The sequence below is a fragment of the Polymorphospora rubra genome (assembly GCF_018324255.1).
Taxonomy (GTDB): domain Bacteria; phylum Actinomycetota; class Actinomycetes; order Mycobacteriales; family Micromonosporaceae; genus Polymorphospora; species Polymorphospora rubra.
Map to the genome: position 1 here is coordinate 815,930 of NZ_AP023359.1, position 18,306 is coordinate 834,235.

General features: G+C 73.1%; 13 protein-coding genes. All 13 read right to left on the reverse strand.

Translation table 11 applies throughout. The features are described from left to right. Positions 1–36: 36 nt before the first annotated feature. The 13 genes from Prubr_RS03590 to Prubr_RS03650 all read right to left on the reverse strand — a co-directional run bounded on the left by Prubr_RS03590 (position 37) and on the right by Prubr_RS03650 (position 18,039). A complete protein-coding gene (locus Prubr_RS03590) occupies positions 37–1,578 on the reverse strand; it encodes an oligosaccharide flippase family protein (RefSeq protein ID WP_212821614.1) in 1,542 nt (513 codons plus the stop codon). Continuing rightward, entirely contained in the window at positions 1,575–2,753 is a 1,179-nt protein-coding gene (locus tag Prubr_RS03595) for a Wzz/FepE/Etk N-terminal domain-containing protein (protein WP_212821617.1), read from the reverse strand. Before Prubr_RS03595 ends, Prubr_RS03590 begins: the two co-directional genes overlap by 4 nt. A gap of 30 nt (positions 2,754–2,783) precedes the next feature. Next, entirely contained in the window at positions 2,784–4,331 is a 1,548-nt protein-coding gene (locus Prubr_RS03600) for an O-antigen ligase family protein (RefSeq protein WP_212821619.1), read from the reverse strand. A gap of 101 nt (positions 4,332–4,432) precedes the next feature. Then, complete coding sequence (locus Prubr_RS03605) at positions 4,433–5,692, reverse strand: glycosyltransferase family 4 protein (protein ID WP_212821621.1); 1,260 nt, start codon at positions 5,690–5,692, stop codon at positions 4,433–4,435. Between the two features lie 375 nt (positions 5,693–6,067). Next, positions 6,068–7,138 carry a polyprenyl synthetase family protein gene (locus tag Prubr_RS03610; protein WP_212821623.1) on the reverse strand — a complete coding sequence of 357 codons (1,071 nt, stop codon included), beginning with the start codon at positions 7,136–7,138 and terminating at the stop codon, positions 6,068–6,070. A gap of 4 nt (positions 7,139–7,142) precedes the next feature. Next, positions 7,143–8,546: an alkaline phosphatase family protein gene (locus Prubr_RS03615; RefSeq protein ID WP_212821625.1), complete on the reverse strand. Its 1,404-nt coding sequence runs from the start codon at positions 8,544–8,546 to the stop codon at positions 7,143–7,145. Beyond that, entirely contained in the window at positions 8,543–9,715 is a 1,173-nt protein-coding gene (gene eboE, locus Prubr_RS03620) for a metabolite traffic protein EboE (protein WP_212821634.1), read from the reverse strand. The genes Prubr_RS03615 and eboE overlap by 4 nt, the downstream gene beginning before the upstream one ends. After that, on the reverse strand, positions 9,715–10,566 hold the full coding sequence (locus Prubr_RS03625; protein ID WP_212821636.1) for a TatD family hydrolase: 852 nt from the start codon (positions 10,564–10,566) through the stop codon (positions 9,715–9,717). Before Prubr_RS03625 ends, eboE begins: the two co-directional genes overlap by 1 nt. Continuing rightward, on the reverse strand, positions 10,566–11,198 hold the full coding sequence (locus Prubr_RS03630) for an EboA domain-containing protein (protein WP_212821645.1): 633 nt from the start codon (positions 11,196–11,198) through the stop codon (positions 10,566–10,568). The genes Prubr_RS03625 and Prubr_RS03630 overlap by 1 nt, the downstream gene beginning before the upstream one ends. Further along, entirely contained in the window at positions 11,198–12,130 is a 933-nt protein-coding gene (locus Prubr_RS03635) for a sugar phosphate isomerase/epimerase family protein (protein ID WP_212821647.1), read from the reverse strand. Before Prubr_RS03635 ends, Prubr_RS03630 begins: the two co-directional genes overlap by 1 nt. Positions 12,131–12,348: 218 nt before the next feature. After that, positions 12,349–13,218, reverse strand: coding sequence for an SCO3242 family prenyltransferase (locus Prubr_RS03640; RefSeq protein ID WP_212821649.1), 870 nt, complete (start codon positions 13,216–13,218; stop codon positions 12,349–12,351). Continuing rightward, the gene (locus Prubr_RS03645; protein WP_212821651.1) at positions 13,218–14,363 is read right to left on the reverse strand and encodes an inositol-3-phosphate synthase; all 1,146 of its coding nucleotides are present in this window, start codon (positions 14,361–14,363) and stop codon (positions 13,218–13,220) included. The genes Prubr_RS03640 and Prubr_RS03645 overlap by 1 nt, the downstream gene beginning before the upstream one ends. Before the next feature lie 415 nt (positions 14,364–14,778). Further along, positions 14,779–18,039 carry a ThuA domain-containing protein gene (locus tag Prubr_RS03650; RefSeq protein WP_212821653.1) on the reverse strand — a complete coding sequence of 1,087 codons (3,261 nt, stop codon included), beginning with the start codon at positions 18,037–18,039 and terminating at the stop codon, positions 14,779–14,781. Between the last annotated feature and the right edge of the window lie 267 nt (positions 18,040–18,306).

The window sequence follows — 18,306 nt, forward strand, 5'->3', positions numbered from 1 at the left end:
ACATAAGGGGGAGATAACTGCAAGATCGCGAGGAGCTCACGCGGTGGCCTCCTTGCGGCGGCGACGGATCAGGGTACGCAGCACCATGACGTCCTCCCGGCTGAGCCCGAGGGCGAGGACCGCCCCGAGGTAGGTCGCCACGACGGCGGCCAGCCCGACGGCGAGTTGGAACGGGCCGCCGGGCAGCAGCCACCGGACGACGAGCCCGGCCAGCAGGGCGGCCACCCCGGCGGCCAACCCCTTGGCCATACCCGTGGTGAACGGCAGGGCCTGGATCAGGCCGCGGACCTGGATCACCCGGGCGATGTTGACGGCGGCCAGCGAGGCGGCCCACGCGCTGGCCGCACCGACGATGCCGTACGCCGGGATGAGCCAGATGTTGAGCCCGATGTTGAGCACCAGGGCGGCGAGGTTGTCGTACATGTTGACGGCCACCCGGCCGGACATGTTGAGCAGCGTGCCGCACGGGCCGGTGGCGGCGTTCACGAGCTGCCCGGCGGCAAGGATCATGGTGACAGCGGCGCCGGTGGTGAAGTCGCCGCCGAAGATGCGCAGCAGGTCGGTCGGGAATACCAGCAGGGCGACGAAGGCGGGCAACGACAGCCGGACGATCCAACCGGTGACCGCGCCGTAGCTGCGCCGTACGTCGTCGAACCGGCCCTGGTGGTAGAGGTAGGCGATGTACGGCCCGAACGCCGCGTTGATCGGCGCGAGCACGAAGATGGCGACGGTGACCAGCCGGGTCGCGACGTTGTAGACGCCGATCTCGTCGCTGCCGAAGAAGCCGAGCAGCAGCGTGTCGACCCAGATCAGGCCGGTCGACGACAGCGACGACACCCAGCTCACCGTCGAGAAGCTGAACAGTTGCCGGGGCCGGTAGGCCGGTTCGGCGGGCGCCACCTTGCGCAGCATCCTCACCAGGGCCAGCACCGCGAGCGCGGCGGCCGACCAGGCGGCGCCGACCAGCGCCCAGAAGGCGCCGATCACCCCGCCGCCGAGCACGAGGGCGAGGGCGGTGAGCGCCAGCCGGGCGCCCGGCTCGTAGATCTGGCCGATCAGCGTGTACGGCCGCTGCGTACGCCAGCCCCGGGTGGCGGCGAGCGCCGCCTCGCAGATGGTCAGCGCGGGCAGGGTGAGCGCGACCAGCCGCAGCGGGGTGGTGAGTTCCGGGTCGTTGAGCAGCCCGGCCAGCCAGGGCGCGGTGGCGGCGAGCCCGACGGCGATCACCGTCGACGACACTGCCGAGATGCCCAGCCCGAGCCGGATCGTGCCGCGGATGGTGGCCGGATCGTCGTCGGCGAGGTGTACGGCGACGAAGCGGGTCAGCCCGGCCCGGAACCCGGACAGCGACAGCAGCCCGAGCAGGGACAGCATGGCGTAGCCCTGGGCGTACCGGCCGACCTCGGTCATGCCGAGGCTGCGGGCCAGCAGCAGCATGATCAGGAAGACGGCGCCCTGGCTGAGGAGCGCGCCGACCAGGTTGAGGCTGCCGCCCCGGGCGATGCCGCGGATGTGCCGGTCGCCGGAGTCCGCCGCGTCGTTCGGGGTACCGGCCGGGGCCGCCGTACCGGCGGTCACCGGTTCGGTCCGCGCCGGCCCGGTGGAATGGGGCCGGTCGAGCCGATGGCGGGCAGGGTGACGGTGTCGTCGTCGGCGATCGGCCGGCGGGCGCCGGGTACGGCGGGCCCCTCCGACTTGCCGAGCGGTACCGACCGCAGCGGGCCGCCGGCGACCCGGCCGGTGGCCGGCCGGGCCGGGCCGGACTCCGGTTCGGCGGCGGGAGCGTCCGCCGGGGTGGCCGCGGCGGCGGGCGCCGGGGTGGTGCGCTGGCGGGAGAGCAGTTCCAGCAGGGCGACCAGGACTACGGCGACGAGCAGACCCGCCGCGCCGACCGGCAGGGCGGTGCCGACCAGGCCGCGTATCCGCGACACCGGGGCGGCGGCGCTGATGCTGGTCGCCTGCGCCGGGTCGGCGGCCTGGAGCTGGGCGTTGGCGCCCTGGAGCGCCTCCCGGGCCCGGGCCAGGGCGCTGGTCGCGGCGTCCCGCTGGGCCAGCAGCGCCTGGTAGTCCGGCAGCTTCGGGCCGATCTCGTCGAGCCGCTTCTGCCCGGCGGCGATGGCCGCCGCCGCCGCGCTGGCCCCCCGGCCGTTGCCGACCGCCTGCATCGAGAGCTGCTGCTGGCGCAGGGTCGCCATCTCGTTGAGGGTGGCCTGATAGATCTTGTCCGGCTGGGAGACCCTGTTCTCCCTCTCCCACTCGCTGATCGCGGTCGTCGCCGCGGTGACGTCGGCGCGGGCCGCCTCGACCTGCTGGGTGGCGATCGCGACCTGGGAGGAGAACAGGAACGTCAGGGCCCGCCGGGTGGTCGACTCCAGCACCGGCACGACGGTGGACCGGTTCGGCGTGGTGAAGGTCAGTTCGAGCTGGCTGCTCGCGCCGACCTGCTCCACGGCGATCCCGTCCCGCAGCGTCGCGGGGCGTACGCCGGTGTCGCCGGCGACCTGCTCGACGACCCGGGGCGAGGTGGCGGCGGCGGCGAACGAGGCCACGAACTGGTTGGCGGCCTGGGTTCCGGTGTACTGCTGGGCGGCGCTGCCGCCGACGAGCGCGGGCGCCGCCACGTAGGCGGTGCCGACGTACTGCTGCGGGGCGAGCAGCACGATGGCCGCCGCCGCCCCGGTCGCGACCACCGGCACGGCGACCAGGACCCACAGCCGCCGACGGGCCACCCGCAGGTAGTCGACGATCTCCACGCTTGCGCTCCCCACTCGGATGTGCGTTTCTCAGGTTGACGTTGCGCCGCCCGGCCCGGCCACCGCCGGGACGGTCGGGCCGGCGGGCCCGGCACCCACCGGGGTACGGGCGACGGCGCTCGCCGCGGCGGCGAAGGCGAACAGATACCACAGGGTGACCACGTTGGAGATGACGTTGGACGCGGCGCTCACCGCGACGAACGCCACGGCGCAGCCGGCGAACCCGACCGCGATCCCCCGGTCGAGGCTGCCCGGCGGTGCCCGGCGCAGGGCCTCCCGGGCGGTGTGCAGGATCAGCACGATCATGGCGAGGTAGGCGAGCAGGCCGAGCGCCCCGGTCTCGACGTACGCCCGCAGGAAGTCGTTGTGCGGCTTCTTGGCCTCGGCGGTCTCCCGCTGGGTCATGTTCGGGCCGATGCCGGTGACCGGGTTGCGGTTGGCCAGCGTGACGATGTCGGTCCAGTAGGAGACCCGCCACGCCAGCGTGTTGCCGGTCGGGCCGCCGCCGACCGCGCGCTCCTGGGTGATCTGGGCGAACCGTTCGCCGACCGCCGGCAGCAGCGCCACCCCGGCGACGGCGACCACGACCAGCCCGACGAGCATCTTCCGGCTGCGGTGCAGTACGGCGACCACGACCAGCCCGATCGCGGCGCCGAGGATGGCGCTGCGGGTGTTGGTCAGCAGCAGGAAGCCGAGCGAGGCGGTGAGCAGCACGGTCAACCCGATCCGCCAGCGGCGGCCGAGGAAACGGTGGATGCCGAAGCCGAAGATGACCATGAACATGAGGTAGCGGCCGAAGGTGGTCGACTGGCTGAACGGCCCGCTGATCCGGGTGAAGCTGCCCTTGACCTCCGACGGCGGCTGGCCGACGACCGACATGACCACGGTGTAGCCCAGTGCCAGCACGAGCGAGGCGTAGCAGGCGAGCAGCACCCGCCGCGCCGCCCGGGTGTCCGGGATGAGCTGTTCGAGCACCACGAACATGACGACCACGGTCAGGATCCGCAGCGCCTCCAGCAGGCTGGGCATCCGGTGGCCGGCACCCAGTGCGCTGACGAGGCAGGTCGCGCCGACCAGCAGCATGGCCAGGCCGAGCGGTGAGCCGCGCAGCCGGCCGTCGCGGCGCAGCTGGGCGGCGAGCCAGAGCCCGGCGGCGAGCAGGAAGAGGACCGCGAGCAGGGTCGACGGGTCCATCGCCCGGGTGGCCTCGCCGCCGGCGGCCCGGCCGGCCGTCGGGCCGCTGAGCTTGAACAGGTCGACGCAGGACCGGACGGCGAGCATCAGCAGGACGTACGCGGCGAAGCGGGTGACCGCGAGGGCCGCCACCAGCAGCCCGGTGACCGCGGCCAGGGGCAGGACCATGCCCATCCGGTCGCCGCCGGCCATCGCGAGCCCGGCCACCACGGCGGTCGCCGCGGCGGCCAGCGCGGCCAGTCCGGTCAGCACCGTGGCGGTCCGCCCCGGGCGACCCGGCCGGTCGGGGCCGGTGCCGGACGGGTCCGGGCGCGCCGGAGTGTCCCCGGACGGCGTACCGCCGCCGGGCGCCCGCCGCAGGGCCTGCCGGTCGCCGTCGTTCACTGGCTCCACACCTGTCGTGCCACCAAAGCCGACTCAACCTATCCCGGCCGGGCTGCGTCCGATAATGGGCCGATTTGCCGACCCTGCCCGCTTCGAACGGGTCACCCGGCGGTGGCGGCCCCGGCCGTCGGGCGGGTCGCGCGGCCCCGGCGGCGGACCGGGCGGGCGAGATCGAGATAGAGCCGTTCGAGTTCGCGGGCGGCGCCGTCCCAGGTGTACTCGGCGCGTACCCGGTCACCGAGTTCGCGGGCGCCGGCGCGTTCGGCGGCCGGGTCGGCGACCAGCCGGGTCAGCGCCGCGACCAGGCCGGCCTCGTCACCGTCGGTGAAGAGCCGACGGCCGGGTCCGTCGTGCTCGAGCACCTCGACGTGCGGCGGGATGTCGCTGGCGACGACCGGCAGGTCGTACGAGGCGGCCTCCAGCAGGGTCAGCGGCAGCCCTTCCAGCCGGGACGGCTGCACGAAGGCGGCGGCGTTGCTGTAGAGCTCGGCGAGCAGGTCGCCGTACGCGAACCCGGTGAACACCACGCGCGGGTCACCGTCGGCCTCGGCGCGCAGCCGGGCCACGAAGTCGTCGGAGAACGACGAGCCGCCGACGATCGCCAGCTTCAGGTCGGTCTGGATCCGGCGGAACGCCCGGACGAGCAGGTCGGCCGCCTTCTCCGGCACCAGCCGGCCGACCAGCAGCAGGTAGCCGTCCGGGGTCAGGCCGAAGCGGGCGGTGATCTGCCGGGCCGGCAACTGCCGGCCGGCGGTGACCCCGTTCGCGATGTAGCGGGCGGAGGCGCCGAAGTGGCTGTCGTAGTGGGCGGCCAGCCCGCGCGAGACGGCGACCCGTTCGTTGGGCACGTGTCCGCTGAACCAGTGCGCGGTGTCCAGCACCGTACGCGCCAGCCGGCCCCACTTCGCGCGCTGGTTGTCCAGGCCGTGGACCGTGAGCACCACCCGGGCCCGGGAGAGATAGCGGGGCAGCGGCGCGACCAGGCCGGGACCGAGCCCGTGGTAGTGCACGATGTCCGGCCGGTCGCCGATGGCGGCGAGGGTGGAGGTGGTCGAGTGCACGATCGCGTCGAGGTGTTTGCTGGCGATCGTGCGGACCTGGCGCAGCCGGACGCCCCGGTAGGCGTCCACCGGCACCGAACCGTAGCTGGGCCGGCAGTAGACGGTCACCTCGTGGCCGAGACCGACCAGGCGGCTGGCCAACTCCTCGACGTGGCGTTCGATTCCGCCGTACGTCGCCGGCATGCCCTTCTGTCCGATCATCGCGATCCGCAGCGGGCGCCATCCGGGGTCGGGCTCGGGCCGGGCCACCGGCTCGCGGGTGGACCGCTGGCGCGGTATCGGGCGCAGCGGTGATTCCATGCCATCCAGATGTGAAATGGGGGCTTGTCGATCGTATTGATCGAGATTAGCCGCGCCCAGATCGTGGATGACCACTGTGCCTCCCTTTGACGGGGCGTTTCGCCATGACCGCGACAGTCCCCGCGGCCGAGATCACCGTCCCCTGCGCAGGGACGCTAGGTCATGAACAAGTTGTTGCGCCAGACGTGCCGGACGAATGTCCATCACGCTGTGACCAAGTGCCGGAGACATCGATCGAACAGCGGCTCAGGGTCGTCGATAGCAGGGTTGTGCAGGTGTCGGAAACCGCCACTGACCTGCTCCGACATCCGTCGCAGCGGGTCGCGGCGAGACCCTGACGAAGACCGCGGTGAGCGGTCGTCCCGACCGTCACCGTCACCGCTGTCGATCGACCACGGACCGGGCCAACGCGGCCAGCGCGGCCCGGGCCTCGGCGGCCACCGGGGCGTCGGCGAGCGCCGCGAGGGCCGCGTCGCCGTACACCTTGATCATCTGTTCGATCCGGTCGAGGGCGCCCGTCTCGACGATGATCGTCCGCAGGTCGGCCGCGCCCTCGGCGTCCAACTGCGGGTTGCCGAACAACGCCCGCAGCCGGACCGCCTGGGCCCGGTCGGCGCTGTCCCGGGCCAGCGCCATCATCACCGTCGGCTTGCCCTCGCGCAGATCGTCCAGTATCGACTTCCCGGTCACCGCCGGGTCGCCGAAGACGCCGAGCACGTCGTCGCGCAACTGGAAGGCGTCACCGAGCGGGTCGCCGAACGCGGCGTAGGCGTCGAGCAGTTCGGGACCGGCCCCGGCCAGCCCCGCCCCGATCTGCAGCGGCCGGGTGACGGTGTAGCGGGCCGCCTTCATCCTTATCACCGTCAACGCGCTGGCCACCGAACCGTCCCCGACCCCGGACACCAGGTCCAGGTACTGCCCGGCGATCACCTCGGTGCGCATCGCGCAGTAGACGGCGTACCCGTCGTGGATCCGTTCGGGGGGCAGCCCGGACTCGTGGAACATCTGGTCGGCCCACGCCGCGCAGAGGTCGCCGCAGAGCAGCGCCGCGCTGCGGCCGTACGCGCCGGGGTCGCCCCGCCACGACAGCCGGGTGTGCAGGTCGGCGAAGAGCTGGTGCACCGACGGTTCGCCGCGCCGCTGGTCGCTGCCGTCCATGATGTCGTCGTGGATCAGGGCGAACGCGTGGAACAGCTCCAGCGCCGCGGCCGCCGACACGATCTCCGGCCGGTCGGGCTCGCCCGCCCCACGCCAGCCCCAGTAACAGAACAGCGGCCGCAGCCGCTTGCCGCCGGCCAGCACGAAACGACGCAGGGTGTCGAAGACACCACGGGGCGCACCGTCCGGCCAGTCCGCGTCCTGCCGGTCCAGATAGCCGGCGAGCGCGAGGTCGCACCGGGCCCGCAACTCGTCGAGGTCGGTGTCGCGTACGAGTTCGATCGTCATCGGGTCACCTCGTCCCCACCGCCGGCGGGTCGCCCAGCCCGGCGAGGTGCAACAGCAGACCCTTGACGTCGGTGGCGGCGAAGTGGTCCCGGGCGGCGGCCGGGTCGGAGCAGAGCAGCACCGGCCCGTCGAGCGGGTCGGCGGGCAGCCGACCGTGCGAGCCGCGGACCGCCTTCGCCCCGGCGTCCAGCCCGACCACGCTCATCAGGTAGCGCATGCCGACCTTCTTGCGCAGCAGGGCGAGCGCCGCCCGCCCCTTCGCCGCGCCCGGGTTGGCCGGGTCGAAGAACAGCTCCGCCGGGTCGTACCCGGGCTTGCGGTGGATGTCGACCAGCCGGGCGAAGTCCGGGGCGGCGTCGTCGTTCAGCCAGTAGTAGTAGGTGAACCAGGCGTCCGGCTCGGCGACCAGGACCAGTTCGCCGGAACGCTCGTGGTCCAGCCCGTACGCCTGCTGGCCGTCCCGGTCGAGCACCTCGGCGACGCCGGCCAGCCCGCCGAGCAGCTTCGCCACCACCGGTACGTCGGCCGGGTCGCGGACGTAGACGTGGGCCACCTGGTGGTCGGCGACGGCGAACGCCCGCGACGTCCACGGGTCGAGGTACTCCATCCCGGCCTGCGTGTAGACCCGCAGCAGCCCCTCGGCGCGCAGCAGCCGGTTGACGTCGACCGGCCGGGACGCGTCGGTGATGCCGTACTCGGACAGGGCGACGATCGTGGCGCCCCGGGCGGTCGCGGCGTCGAGCAGCGGGCCGACGGTGGCGTCGAGTTCGGCCGCGGCGGCTGCCGCCTGCGGGGCCGACGGGCCGAACCGTTGCAGGTCGTAGTCGAGGTGCGGCAGGTAGGCCAGGGTCAGGTCCGGCGAATGGTCCGCCATGATCTGCATGGTCGCCTTCGTGATCCAGGCCGTCGACGTGATGCCGGCGTTCGCGCCCCAGTAGCTGAAGAGCGGGAACGCGCCGAGCCGGCCGGTCAGCGCGTCGTGCAGCTCCGGCGGGTCGGTGTAGCAGTCCGGGTCCTTGCGGCCGTCGGCGTGGTAGACCGGGCGCGGGGTGACGGTCCAGTTGACGTCGGCGCCCATCGCGTACCACCAGCAGACGTTGGCGACGGTGTAGTCCGGCTCGACCCGGCGCGCGGCGTGCCACAGCTTGTCGCCGCCGACCAGCGCGTTGTGCTGCCGCCACAGGAAGACCTCGCCGAGGTCGCGGAAATACCAGCCGTTGCCGACGATCCCGTGCCCGGACGGCAGCTCGCCGGTCAGGAACGTCGACTGCACCGAGCAGGTGACAGCCGGCAGGACGGTGCCGAGCGAGGCCCGGAACCCCGAGTCGGCGACCGCCGACAGCCGGGGCATGTGGTCGAGTAACCGGGGCGTCAGGCCCACCACGTCGAGGACGAGCAGTGGCTTCACGCGGTCACCTCCTGGGACGTGGTACGGGACGGTGTGGAAAGGCCCAGCGCGAGCAGTTCGTCGCGGGCGAAGGCCAGCTCCGCGGCGATGCCGGCGGCGAGCTGGTCGGGGGTCTGCGGGCGGTGCGCCGGCGGCAGCACACCCCAGGTGTACGTCTCGACGTCGAGATGGTCGCAGCCGGCCACCGCCCCGCCGACCAGCTCACGCAGCGCCTCGCGCAGCACCGGCACGGTGGCGGTCAGCGGCTGCGCCGGGGCGGCGTGCAGCGGCACGTGGTAGTGCACCCGCCAGGGGCCGGGCAGGGCGGCGTCGAGCGCCTCGTCGAGGTCGTCGGTGGCGCCGCCGCCGGCACCGCGGGTCTGGTGCAGGAACCGCGGCTCGACGTAGTCGCGCAGCACGTCGGCGTGCCGGTCCGGCGTCGCCGCGCCCAGGGCCGCCGACACCTGCACCTTGACCACCGGCAGGCCGGCGCCGCGCAGTGCCGCCAACGCGGCGGCCGGCTCCTCCCAGGCACAGGCGAGGTGGGCCAGGTCGACGCAGACCCCCAGCCACTCGGTGTCCACGGCGGACAGCTGCCGTACGGCGTCGCCGGTCGTCTCCACCACGCAGCCCGGTTCGGGCTCGAAGGCCACCCGCACGGTACGTCCGGTGTCGGCGGCGACGCCGGCCAGCCCGGCGGCGAGCGCGTCGAGGTTGCGGGCACAGGCGTCCGCCCGGCCGGTGTCCCACGGCTCGCGCCAGGCCAGCGGCAGGGTCGAGATCGAGCCGCGGGCCGCGTCGTCGGGCAGCAGGTCGGCCAGCACCCGGGCCAGGTCCAGCGTGTACGCCAGCCGGTCCGGGGTCGTCCAGTCCGGGTGGTAGACGGCGTACTTGACCACCGGGTCCTGGAACGAGGCGTACGGGAAGCCGTTGAGCGTCACCACCTCCAGCCCGCGTACGTCGAGTTCGTGGCGCAGCCGCCGGCGCCGGCCCGGATCGGCGGCCAGCTCGGCGGCGACCGGGGCGGCCAGCCACAGCCCGAGCCCGAGCAGGTCGGTGCCGAGCCGCTCGCGCACCGGCAGCGCGTACGTGTCGAGTTGGGCCACGATCCCGTCGAGGTCCTGCGCCGGGTGCACGTTCGTGCAGTATCCGAGATGGACGGTCTGGCCGTCGCGGTGCCGGAGCCTCATCAGCTTCCGCCACGCTTGATGGAGCTGCCCTCGAAGGTGTCCGCGGCCGGCCCGAGGTCGGACAGGTCGAGCCGCCCGGACTGGCCGTAGAACTCGACCGGGTTGCGCCACAGCACCTTGTCGACGTCGTCGTCGGTGAACCCGGCGGCGAGCATCGCCTCGCCGGTGGCCCGGGTCAGCAGCGGGTCGGAGTGTCCCCAGTCGGCGGCCGAGTTGACCAGCATCCGGTCCAGCCCGTGCGCCCTGAGGATCTCGACCATGCGGGGCGGCGACATCTTGGTCTCCGGATAGATGGAGAAGCCCATCCAGCAGCCGGAGTCCTGGACGATCTTGACGGTCACCTCGTTGAGGTGGTCGACGACGACCCGCCCGGGTTCGATGCCGGACTCGGCGACGACGGCGAGGGTGCGTTCGGTGCCCCGGGCCTTGTCCCGGTGCGGGGTGTGCACCAGCGCCGGCAGCTCGTACTCCACGGCCAGGGCGAGCTGGACGGCGAACGCCTCGTCCTCCTCCGGCGTCATCGAGTCGTAGCCGATCTCCCCCACCGCGACCACGCCGTCCTTGTCCAGATAGCGCGGCAACAGGTCGAGCACCGGCCGGCAGCGGGGGTCGTTGGCCTCCTTGGGGTTCAGCGCGATCGTGGCGTGGTGCCGGATGCCGAACTGCCCGGCCCGGTACGGCTCCCAGCCGACCAGCGAGTCGAAGTAGTCGGCGAACGATCCGGGGTTGGTGCGCGGCTGCCCGAGCCAGAACGCCGGCTCGACGACGGCGCGGACCCCGGCGGCGGCCATCGCCCTGTAGTCGTCGGTGGTGCGCGACGTCATGTGGATGTGCGGGTCGAAGATACGCATCACGCCTCTTTCCTCGCTTCGGTGGCGGTCTGGCCGCCCCCGGCACCGGCGGTGAGGCCGGCCAGCAGTTCGACCGCGTCGGCGGCCACGTCCCGGCCGGCGGCGCGCCGCTCGTCGACCAGGCCGCCGAGCATGACGGCGAGTTCGGCGTCGGCCCGGACGTCGAGGTCGTGCACGACCGACAGCGGCAGCCCCATGAACACGCACTTGAGGACCGCCTGCCGCCACGCCGGCTGGTCGAGGTGCCGGGCGTACGGGCCGACGGCGGCGGCCACCAGCCGGGTGTCGTTGGTACGGATCGCGTCGTGCAGCAGCGGTACGGCGGCGGCACCGACCGGCAGCAGCGGCAGCGCCTTCAGCACGGCCCGCTTCTCGGCGGCGTCGCCGAACCGGTAGAGCGTGTCGGCCCGCTCCGCGACCAGGTCGGCGGGGAGCGCGGCGAGCAGGAGCGCCCGGGCCGCCTCGTCGGCGCTCCAGCCGGCGGTCAGCGGTGCCCGGCCGACCCGGCGGCCCGCGGCGGCGAACAGCCGCCCCACCGCGTCGGGCTCGCCGGGAACCCGGTCCAGTGCCGCCGCCAGCCAGCCGTCGCCGGTCGTCGCGGCGAACGCGGCCCGCAGGTCGTCGAGTTCCATCACCGGTCTCCTTCCGTGGCTGCCGGGCCGGCCCGCCCGGCCCGGCCCGCGCCGGCGCGGGCGGTGGCGCCGACGGTGGGCCGGTGCTGAAGGCCGGCGGCCCGTTCGGCCCGGCGCAGGAACTCGATCGACCGGGTGGCGACCGTGGGCGCCGCGTGCGAGTGCCGGGGCAGTTCGACGGCGACCAGACCGCGGTATCCCGCGTCGGCCAGCGCCCGCAGCACCGGCGGGAAGTCGATTTCCCCGGTGCCGAACTCGAGGTGTTCGTGCTTGCCCCGACGCATGTCGTCGATCTGCACGTTGACCAGGTGCTCGGCGACGTCCGCGACGCAGTCCGGCACCGGGGCCGGCTCCAGGCACCGGCAGTGCCCGATGTCGAGGGTGATGCCGAAGCCGGGCGGCCGGCCGAGGGCGGCGTGCAGCGCCCGCCAAGAAGCGATGTCCTCGACCAGCATGCCGGGTTCCGGTTCGAACCCCAGCGGTACGCCGGCCCCGGCGGCCACGTCGACCAGCTGCGCGCAGCCGTCCACCAGCCGCTCCCAGGCCAGCCGCTCGTCTACTTCGGAGGGTCGTACCCCGGCCCAGAACGACACCGCCTCGGCACCGAGGTCCGCGCCGATCGCCACCGCCCGGCGTAGGAACTGCAACCGCAGGTACCGGTCGTCGTGCAGCAGGGTCGGCGCGTGCTTGCGCCACGGGTCGAGCAGGTAACGGGCCCCGGTCTCGATCACCACCGCCAGGTCGAGGTCACGCAGCCGGTCGGCGACCTCGGCGACCTGCCGGGCGAGGTCGGGGGCGAACGGGTCGAGATGGTCGTGGTCGAGGGTGAGCGCCACCCCGGCGTACCCCAGGTCGGCGATGACGGCGAGGGCGTCGGCCAGCCGGTGGTTGGCGAACCCGTTGGTCCCGTACCCGAACCGCAACTCGGTCATGCGACCACCTCGCTCCGCTCGGCGACCGCACGACTGGACCCGAGCCTGACGATGACCTCGCTCCGCTCGGTCATGCGACCACCTCGCTCCGCTCGGCGACCGCACGACTAGAACTGAGCCTGCCGATTCCCTCGCTCTGCTCGGTCATGCGACCACCTCGCTCCGCTCGGCGACCGCACGACTAGAACTGAGCCTGCCGATTCCCTCGCTCTGCTCGGTCATGTCGGCGACACCATTCGGGCGAGGCGACGGCCGAGCGGCGCGGCGGCCGCGACGGCGAGGCCGGCCGTGGCGGCACCGGCGTGCGCGGTGAGCGCGCCCTGTAACGCCGGCAGGCCGGTGATGCCGGCACCGACGGCGGCCCGGATCCGTGGCGCCGACGGCTCGGCGGCGGCGCGGGCCTGGGCGCTGCCGTACTGGACGGCGTACCAGGCGGCCAGGGCGGCGGGCACCATCCGGCGCCACGCCGGCCGGCCGGGCCGGGCGCCGGCCGCGGCGGTCGCCGCCGCCAGCGCCGCGGTGCCGGCGAGCGTCGCCCTGGGCAGCCGGGGATCGGCGCCGCCGACCTCGCGCCGGGAGAGTTCGGTGACCGTGTACGTGTGCGCGGCCACCGCGAGCGCCGCCGGCAGCGCCCGGGCCGGCCGGCCGGTGCTCGCCCCGAGCAGCACGTCGAGCCCCCGGCAGGCGGCCATCACCGCCGGCCCGGCGGCGGTGTTCTTGGCGCGCAGGTCGTACGCCCACACGGCGGCGGCGAGCGGCCCGGCGACGGCGAGCGCCCGCCGGCCACCGCCGAGCGCGGCGAGCCCGAGCCCGGCGGCGGTCAGCCCGGCGGCGATCCCCAGCGCGGCCGGCGCGGAAACCCGGCCGGACGGGATCGGCCGCTCGGGGCGCTCGATCGCGTCGAGGTCCCGGTCGGCCCAGTCGTTGCCGGCCATACCGGCCCAGTAGAGGCAGACCGACGCGCCGGCCAGGGCCGGGGTACGCGCGCCGAGGGTGCCGGCCGCGGCGGCACCGGCCACCACGTCACCGGGCACGGACAGCGCGGCCGGGGCACGTACCAGGTCGACGAGGTCCCGCAGCAGTCCCATCAGTGCTCACCTCCGGGCAGCGAGCCGACGAAGTCGGCGAGGATCCGCCACTGCTCGTCGAGCGAGTGGGCGGTGGCGTCGATCGGGTCCTTGAAGAAGAACGCGAGTTCGGGCAGTGGCCCGTGCCGGCCGGCGGCGTGCGCGGCGGCGGTCAGCCGGGCCAGGTCGAGCACCAGCGGGGCGGCCAGGGCCGAGTCGCAGCCGTGCCAGCTGAACTCCATCCGCATGGCGGTGCCGAGGAACCCCGAGAAGGTGATCAGGTCCCAGGCGGTCTTGAAGTCGCCGATGTCGTCGACGTACTCGATGCGGGTGGTGCCCTGCGGCTGGTAGCCGAGGGTCTCGCCGAGCACCCGCTGCTTGCTCGCGGTCTTGGCGGCGTTCGCGGCCGGCTCGGCAAGGTTGGCGCCGTCGCCGCCGCCGAGCAGGTTGATGCCGGACCAGGTGCGCACCCGCAGGTGGCGTAGCGCGAACATCGGTGCGAGCACCGACTTCACCAGCGTCTCGCCGGTCTTTCCGTCGTGCCCGGCGTACGGCACGCCGTGCCGGACCGCGAGTTCGTGCAGCGCCGGCAGGCGGGCCCCGGTCGACGGCGTGAAGTCCACATAGGAGCAACCGGCGGTGAACGCGGCGTACGCGGCCAGCGAACTGGGCGGCAGCACCCGGTCGGGACCGGCGAGCGCCTCCTCCAGCGCCGCGAGGTCGGCGTGGGCCGGCAACGGATCGGGCGCCGGCTCGGTGGTGGAGACGTTGACGACCACCACCTCGTCGAGCGCGAGCCGGGTCCGGAAGTCGGCCAGGTCGGCGGCGATCAGCGCGGCCGTCGCGGCCTGGGTGTCCCCGGTCGGCAGCGGCCGTACGTCGTCGTCGACGGTGACGATCTCGTCGTGCAGCGCGTCGACGAGCCGGGCCGGCACGACGCCGGCGGCGGCAAGGGCCTCGGCCTTCTTCAGCAGGGGTGTGTCGGCGATCTCGTGCCCGCCGAGGACGAGTTCGCCCAGGGCCGGCAGCGCCGGGCTGCGCAGGCCGGGCAGTTCGGTCACGCAGCCGGTGGGCTCGGCCAGGCCGGCGCGCAACGCCAGCCACCCGACGATGCTCGTGGCCGCGACGGATCCGCGTGCTCCGACCAGCCAGACTCCCGTACGCATGTGGTTCTCCCTTGCCGTCGCCGATGTGCAAACCGGTCCGGTGCCGCCCGACCGGGTGATTCCGGCCGGCCGGCCCGGCCGGGAGAATTGGGCCCTGTCCGCCCGACCGGATCGAGGTGGCACCACCGTGACCGCGTCGACGTCGGCGTCGTCGACGCTGCCCCGGGCTCGATCGGCCGGGCGGACAGGGCATCAGCAGGCAGGGTCGGTCGGCGTCGCGACCCTGCCTCCCCCGCAGTGCGTCTTGCTGTGCCGGCTGTACGACCCATCGGGGCCGCACAGCCGGCGGGCGGTGCGGTCCTCCGGCCGGGCGGACCTGGTGCGGGGTTCACCCGGCCGGTGGTTCTGGTGGCCCCGCCGGCGGCGCCGGCCGCCGGCGGGACCTTGGCCGTCACCCGGTGGTGACGGGCCGGGGTCAGGAGGCCGAGCCGCCGAACTCGACCCAGTTGAGGTTGAACAGTGCGGTGGTCGGGCCACCCGAGACCGACCTGAACACCAGGTAGAGCGGCTGCCCGTAGGTGTCCGGCTGGTCGACCTGGATGCTCTGGCTGGCCCAGGCGTTGGTGCCCGAGGTGGCGTTCAGCGTGGCGGTGGCCGCGAGGGTGCCGTCCGGCGCGCCGACCCGCAGCTCGACGACCGCCCGCGGGGTGCCCACGGTCGCCGCCGAACCACCGGCGTAGCGGAAGGTGACCGAGTCGGCGTCGCCCAGGTTGATCGGGTCGAACGCGATGTGGTCACCGTTGTCGATTCCGGTCAGGTGCTGGCCGGCCCCGGCGTCGTTCGTGTTCGCGACCGTGACACCCTGCCGGACCTGGGCGTACTCCGCCTGCTGCAGGCGCAGCTGGACCCGCGACTGCTCGACCGTGGTCAGCGCCGGCTGGCCGTTCCCGCCCAGGTCGGTGTAGCTGGCGCTGATGCCGCCGTAGAGGTAGCTGCCGGCGTGGTCGGCACCGTCGGCCGGGCTCGGCACCACACCGGAGCAACCGGTCGTCGACCCCTGCGGGTGACCGTGCTCGTCGTGGCCGAGCACGAACGACACCTCGACCCGGCTGCAGTCGATCGTCCCGTCCTCCGGGTCGGTGACCGTCAGCGTGTACGGGATCAGGTCGCCCCACTCGAAGAACGAGCCGGAGACCGGCGTGTGCAGCGTGATCGTCGGTGCGGTGTTGCCGACCGTGATCGTGCGGTTCAGTGTCGCCACCTTGCCGCTGTTGTCGGTCACCGTCAACTGGGCGTAGTAGACCCCGTTGGTGGTGTAGGTGAACGACGGGTTCGCCTCGGTCGAGTCGGTCGTGCCGTCACCGTCGAAGTCCCAGGCGATCGAGACGGTCTCGCCCGGTTCCGGCGAGTGTGAACCCTCGCTGGAGAACTGAACGGTCAGCGGCGCCTGGCCCGAGGTCGGGGCGGCGTCGATCTCGGCCACCGGGCCACGGGTGCCCTTGACGTAGCGGATCACCGACAGCGCCGCGTCCGGGTTGGCCCGGAAGAAGCCGTCGCCGTACTCCAGCACGTAGAGGCTGCCGTCCGGCCCGAACTCCATGTCGATCGGGTTGTCGAAGGTGAAGCCCGGCAGGAACTGCTCGACACCGAGCAACTGACCGCTGCCGTTGGTCCGCATCATGAAGATCTTGTCCCGGCTGAACTCGCCGAAGACGACCGCGTCGTTGTAGTACTCGGGCAGCTTGACGTCCGAGTCCAGGTCGGCGTCGTACTTGTAGATCGGGCCGCCCATCGGACCGACGCCGCCGGTGCCGATCACCGGCCACTTGAAGTCACAGGTCTCCGCCGGCGCGAGGTACGCCCCACGGCACGGGGTGACCGCGTTGAAGGTGTAGTGGAACTGCGAGCTCTGTACCGGCGGCAGGACGGTCCGGCCGGTGTTGCGCGGCGAGTCGTTCACCGGCGCCGCGCAGTTGAACGGCGTCTCCTTCGACGTACGCGTCGCGAAGTCGTAGTCGATGTACGGCATGTCCGGCTGGTTGCAGTAGGGCCAGCCGTAGTTGCCGGCCTTGTTGGTCGCCAGCCAGCGGCCGGTGCCCTCCGGGCCACGGGTCGCGCTGGGCACCCGGGTGTCCGGCGAGTAGTCACCGACGTACACCCAGCCGCGGGCGTCGACGTCGAACCGGAACGGGTTACGCAGACCCATCAGGAAGATCTCCGGACGGGTCTTCCCGTCGGTGTTCTGCGCCTGCGGGAAGAGGTTGCCGGCCGGGATGCTGTACGTGCCGTCCGGCTTCACCTTGATCCGCAGCACCTTGCCCCGCAGGTCGTTGGTGTTCGCCGAGGAGCGCTGGGCGTCGTACGCCGGGCCCTGGGTCGGCGACTCGTTGATCGGGGTGTACCCGTCCGAACCGCTGGCGTTGGTGTCGTCACCGGTCACCAGGTACAGCAGGCCCTTGCCGTCGAACTTGACCTCGCCGCCGACGTGGCAGCAGGCACCCCGGTCGGCCTCGACCTGGAGGATCTTCTGCTCGGTCGAGAAGTCCAGCGTGGGGTTCTCGCCGTCGACGAACTTGACCCGGGAGAGCTGGTTGTAGCCCTCGAACTTGTCCCAGACGGTCGGGTCGTTGCTGGTCACCGGGGCGTCCCCCTCGTTGACGCCCGGGGTGCTCGGGTCGTCGACCGGGGTGTTCAGCGGCGGGGCGTAGTAGAGGTAGACCCACTTGTTGTTGGCGAAGTCGGGGTCGAGCGTGACGGACTGCAGACCGTCCTCGTCGTGCTGGTAGACCGACATCGAGGCGATCACCGGGCTGGCGCCGTTGGCCGGGTTGTAGAGCCGGATCTCGCCGCTGCGGGTGTTGTGCAGGACCCGGCCGTCGGGCAGGACGGCCAGCGACATCGGCTCGCCGGGCTGGTCGTTGAGCACGACCCGCTCGTAGTTGGCCAGCACCGTCGCGCCGCAGTCGCCCTCGACCGCGCCGGCGGCCCACTGGATGCCGCCGAGCAGGTGCTTACGGAAGGCGCCGTTGGCGTACGTCGCCTCGGAGTGGCCGAGTCCGGTGTAGAAGGACCGGCCGCCCTGGTAGTCACGGCACCACGAGATGGGGTGGTCGTAGCCCATCGTGCCGCCGGTGTAGCTCTTCTCGTCGACGGTCGCCAGCACGTGGGCGGTGCCGCGCACGTTCGTGGTGAAGTTGTAGATCTCGTCGTCGAGGGTGATCTGCCGGGACAGCGGCTTGGTGGCGGGGTGGGCCCGGTCGGGCACGTCGATGCGGGCGGATCCGCTGCCGGCCGTACCGCTGACCGAGGTGCCGACCAGGTCGCGGTAGAAGGCCCAGTCCGGCTCGGCCTCGACGGCCGCGTGGACGCCGAGGTAGCCGTTGCCGGCCTGGATGTAGTCCTCGAAGGCCACCTGCTGGTTCTCGTTCAGCACGTCACCGGTGGTGTTGAGGAACACCACGGCCTCGTAGTTCGCCAGGTTCTCGGGGGTGAACGCGGTGCCGTTCTGCGTCACGTCGATGGTGAAGCCGTTGTTGTTGCCGAGCGTGCGGATCGCGTTGACGCCCTTGGCGGTGGAGTCGTGGGCACCCGCGGCCGCGCGGGTGAAGACGAGCACCTGGTAGCCGTCGGCGGGCTCGTGGCCGGGATGGGCGTACGCCGGCGCGGCGGCCGCCAACGGCACCGTCAGCGCGGCGCCGGCGACGATGGAGATCCATCGTCGAACGGATCTTGCCATGGGTAAACCTCCGGGGGTCGGGGAGGCTCGTGGAGCCTCACCGTTGGCACTGGTCCGGATGCCGGACCGGTTCTGCGTTGGTGCCTCACCCCTGGCGCGGTGCCACGTCCGCCAAGGTCCTGCTCGTGCGCCTGCTGGTCGTCCGGCGCGACCGGGGAATCCCGGTCCGGCCGCGCCGGACGGCCTACCCTCGGGCCGTCGTCGACCGGGCGTGGGGCGCAACCACGTCCGGCCCCTCGCACTCGGGCCCGAGGAGACCTCGTACTT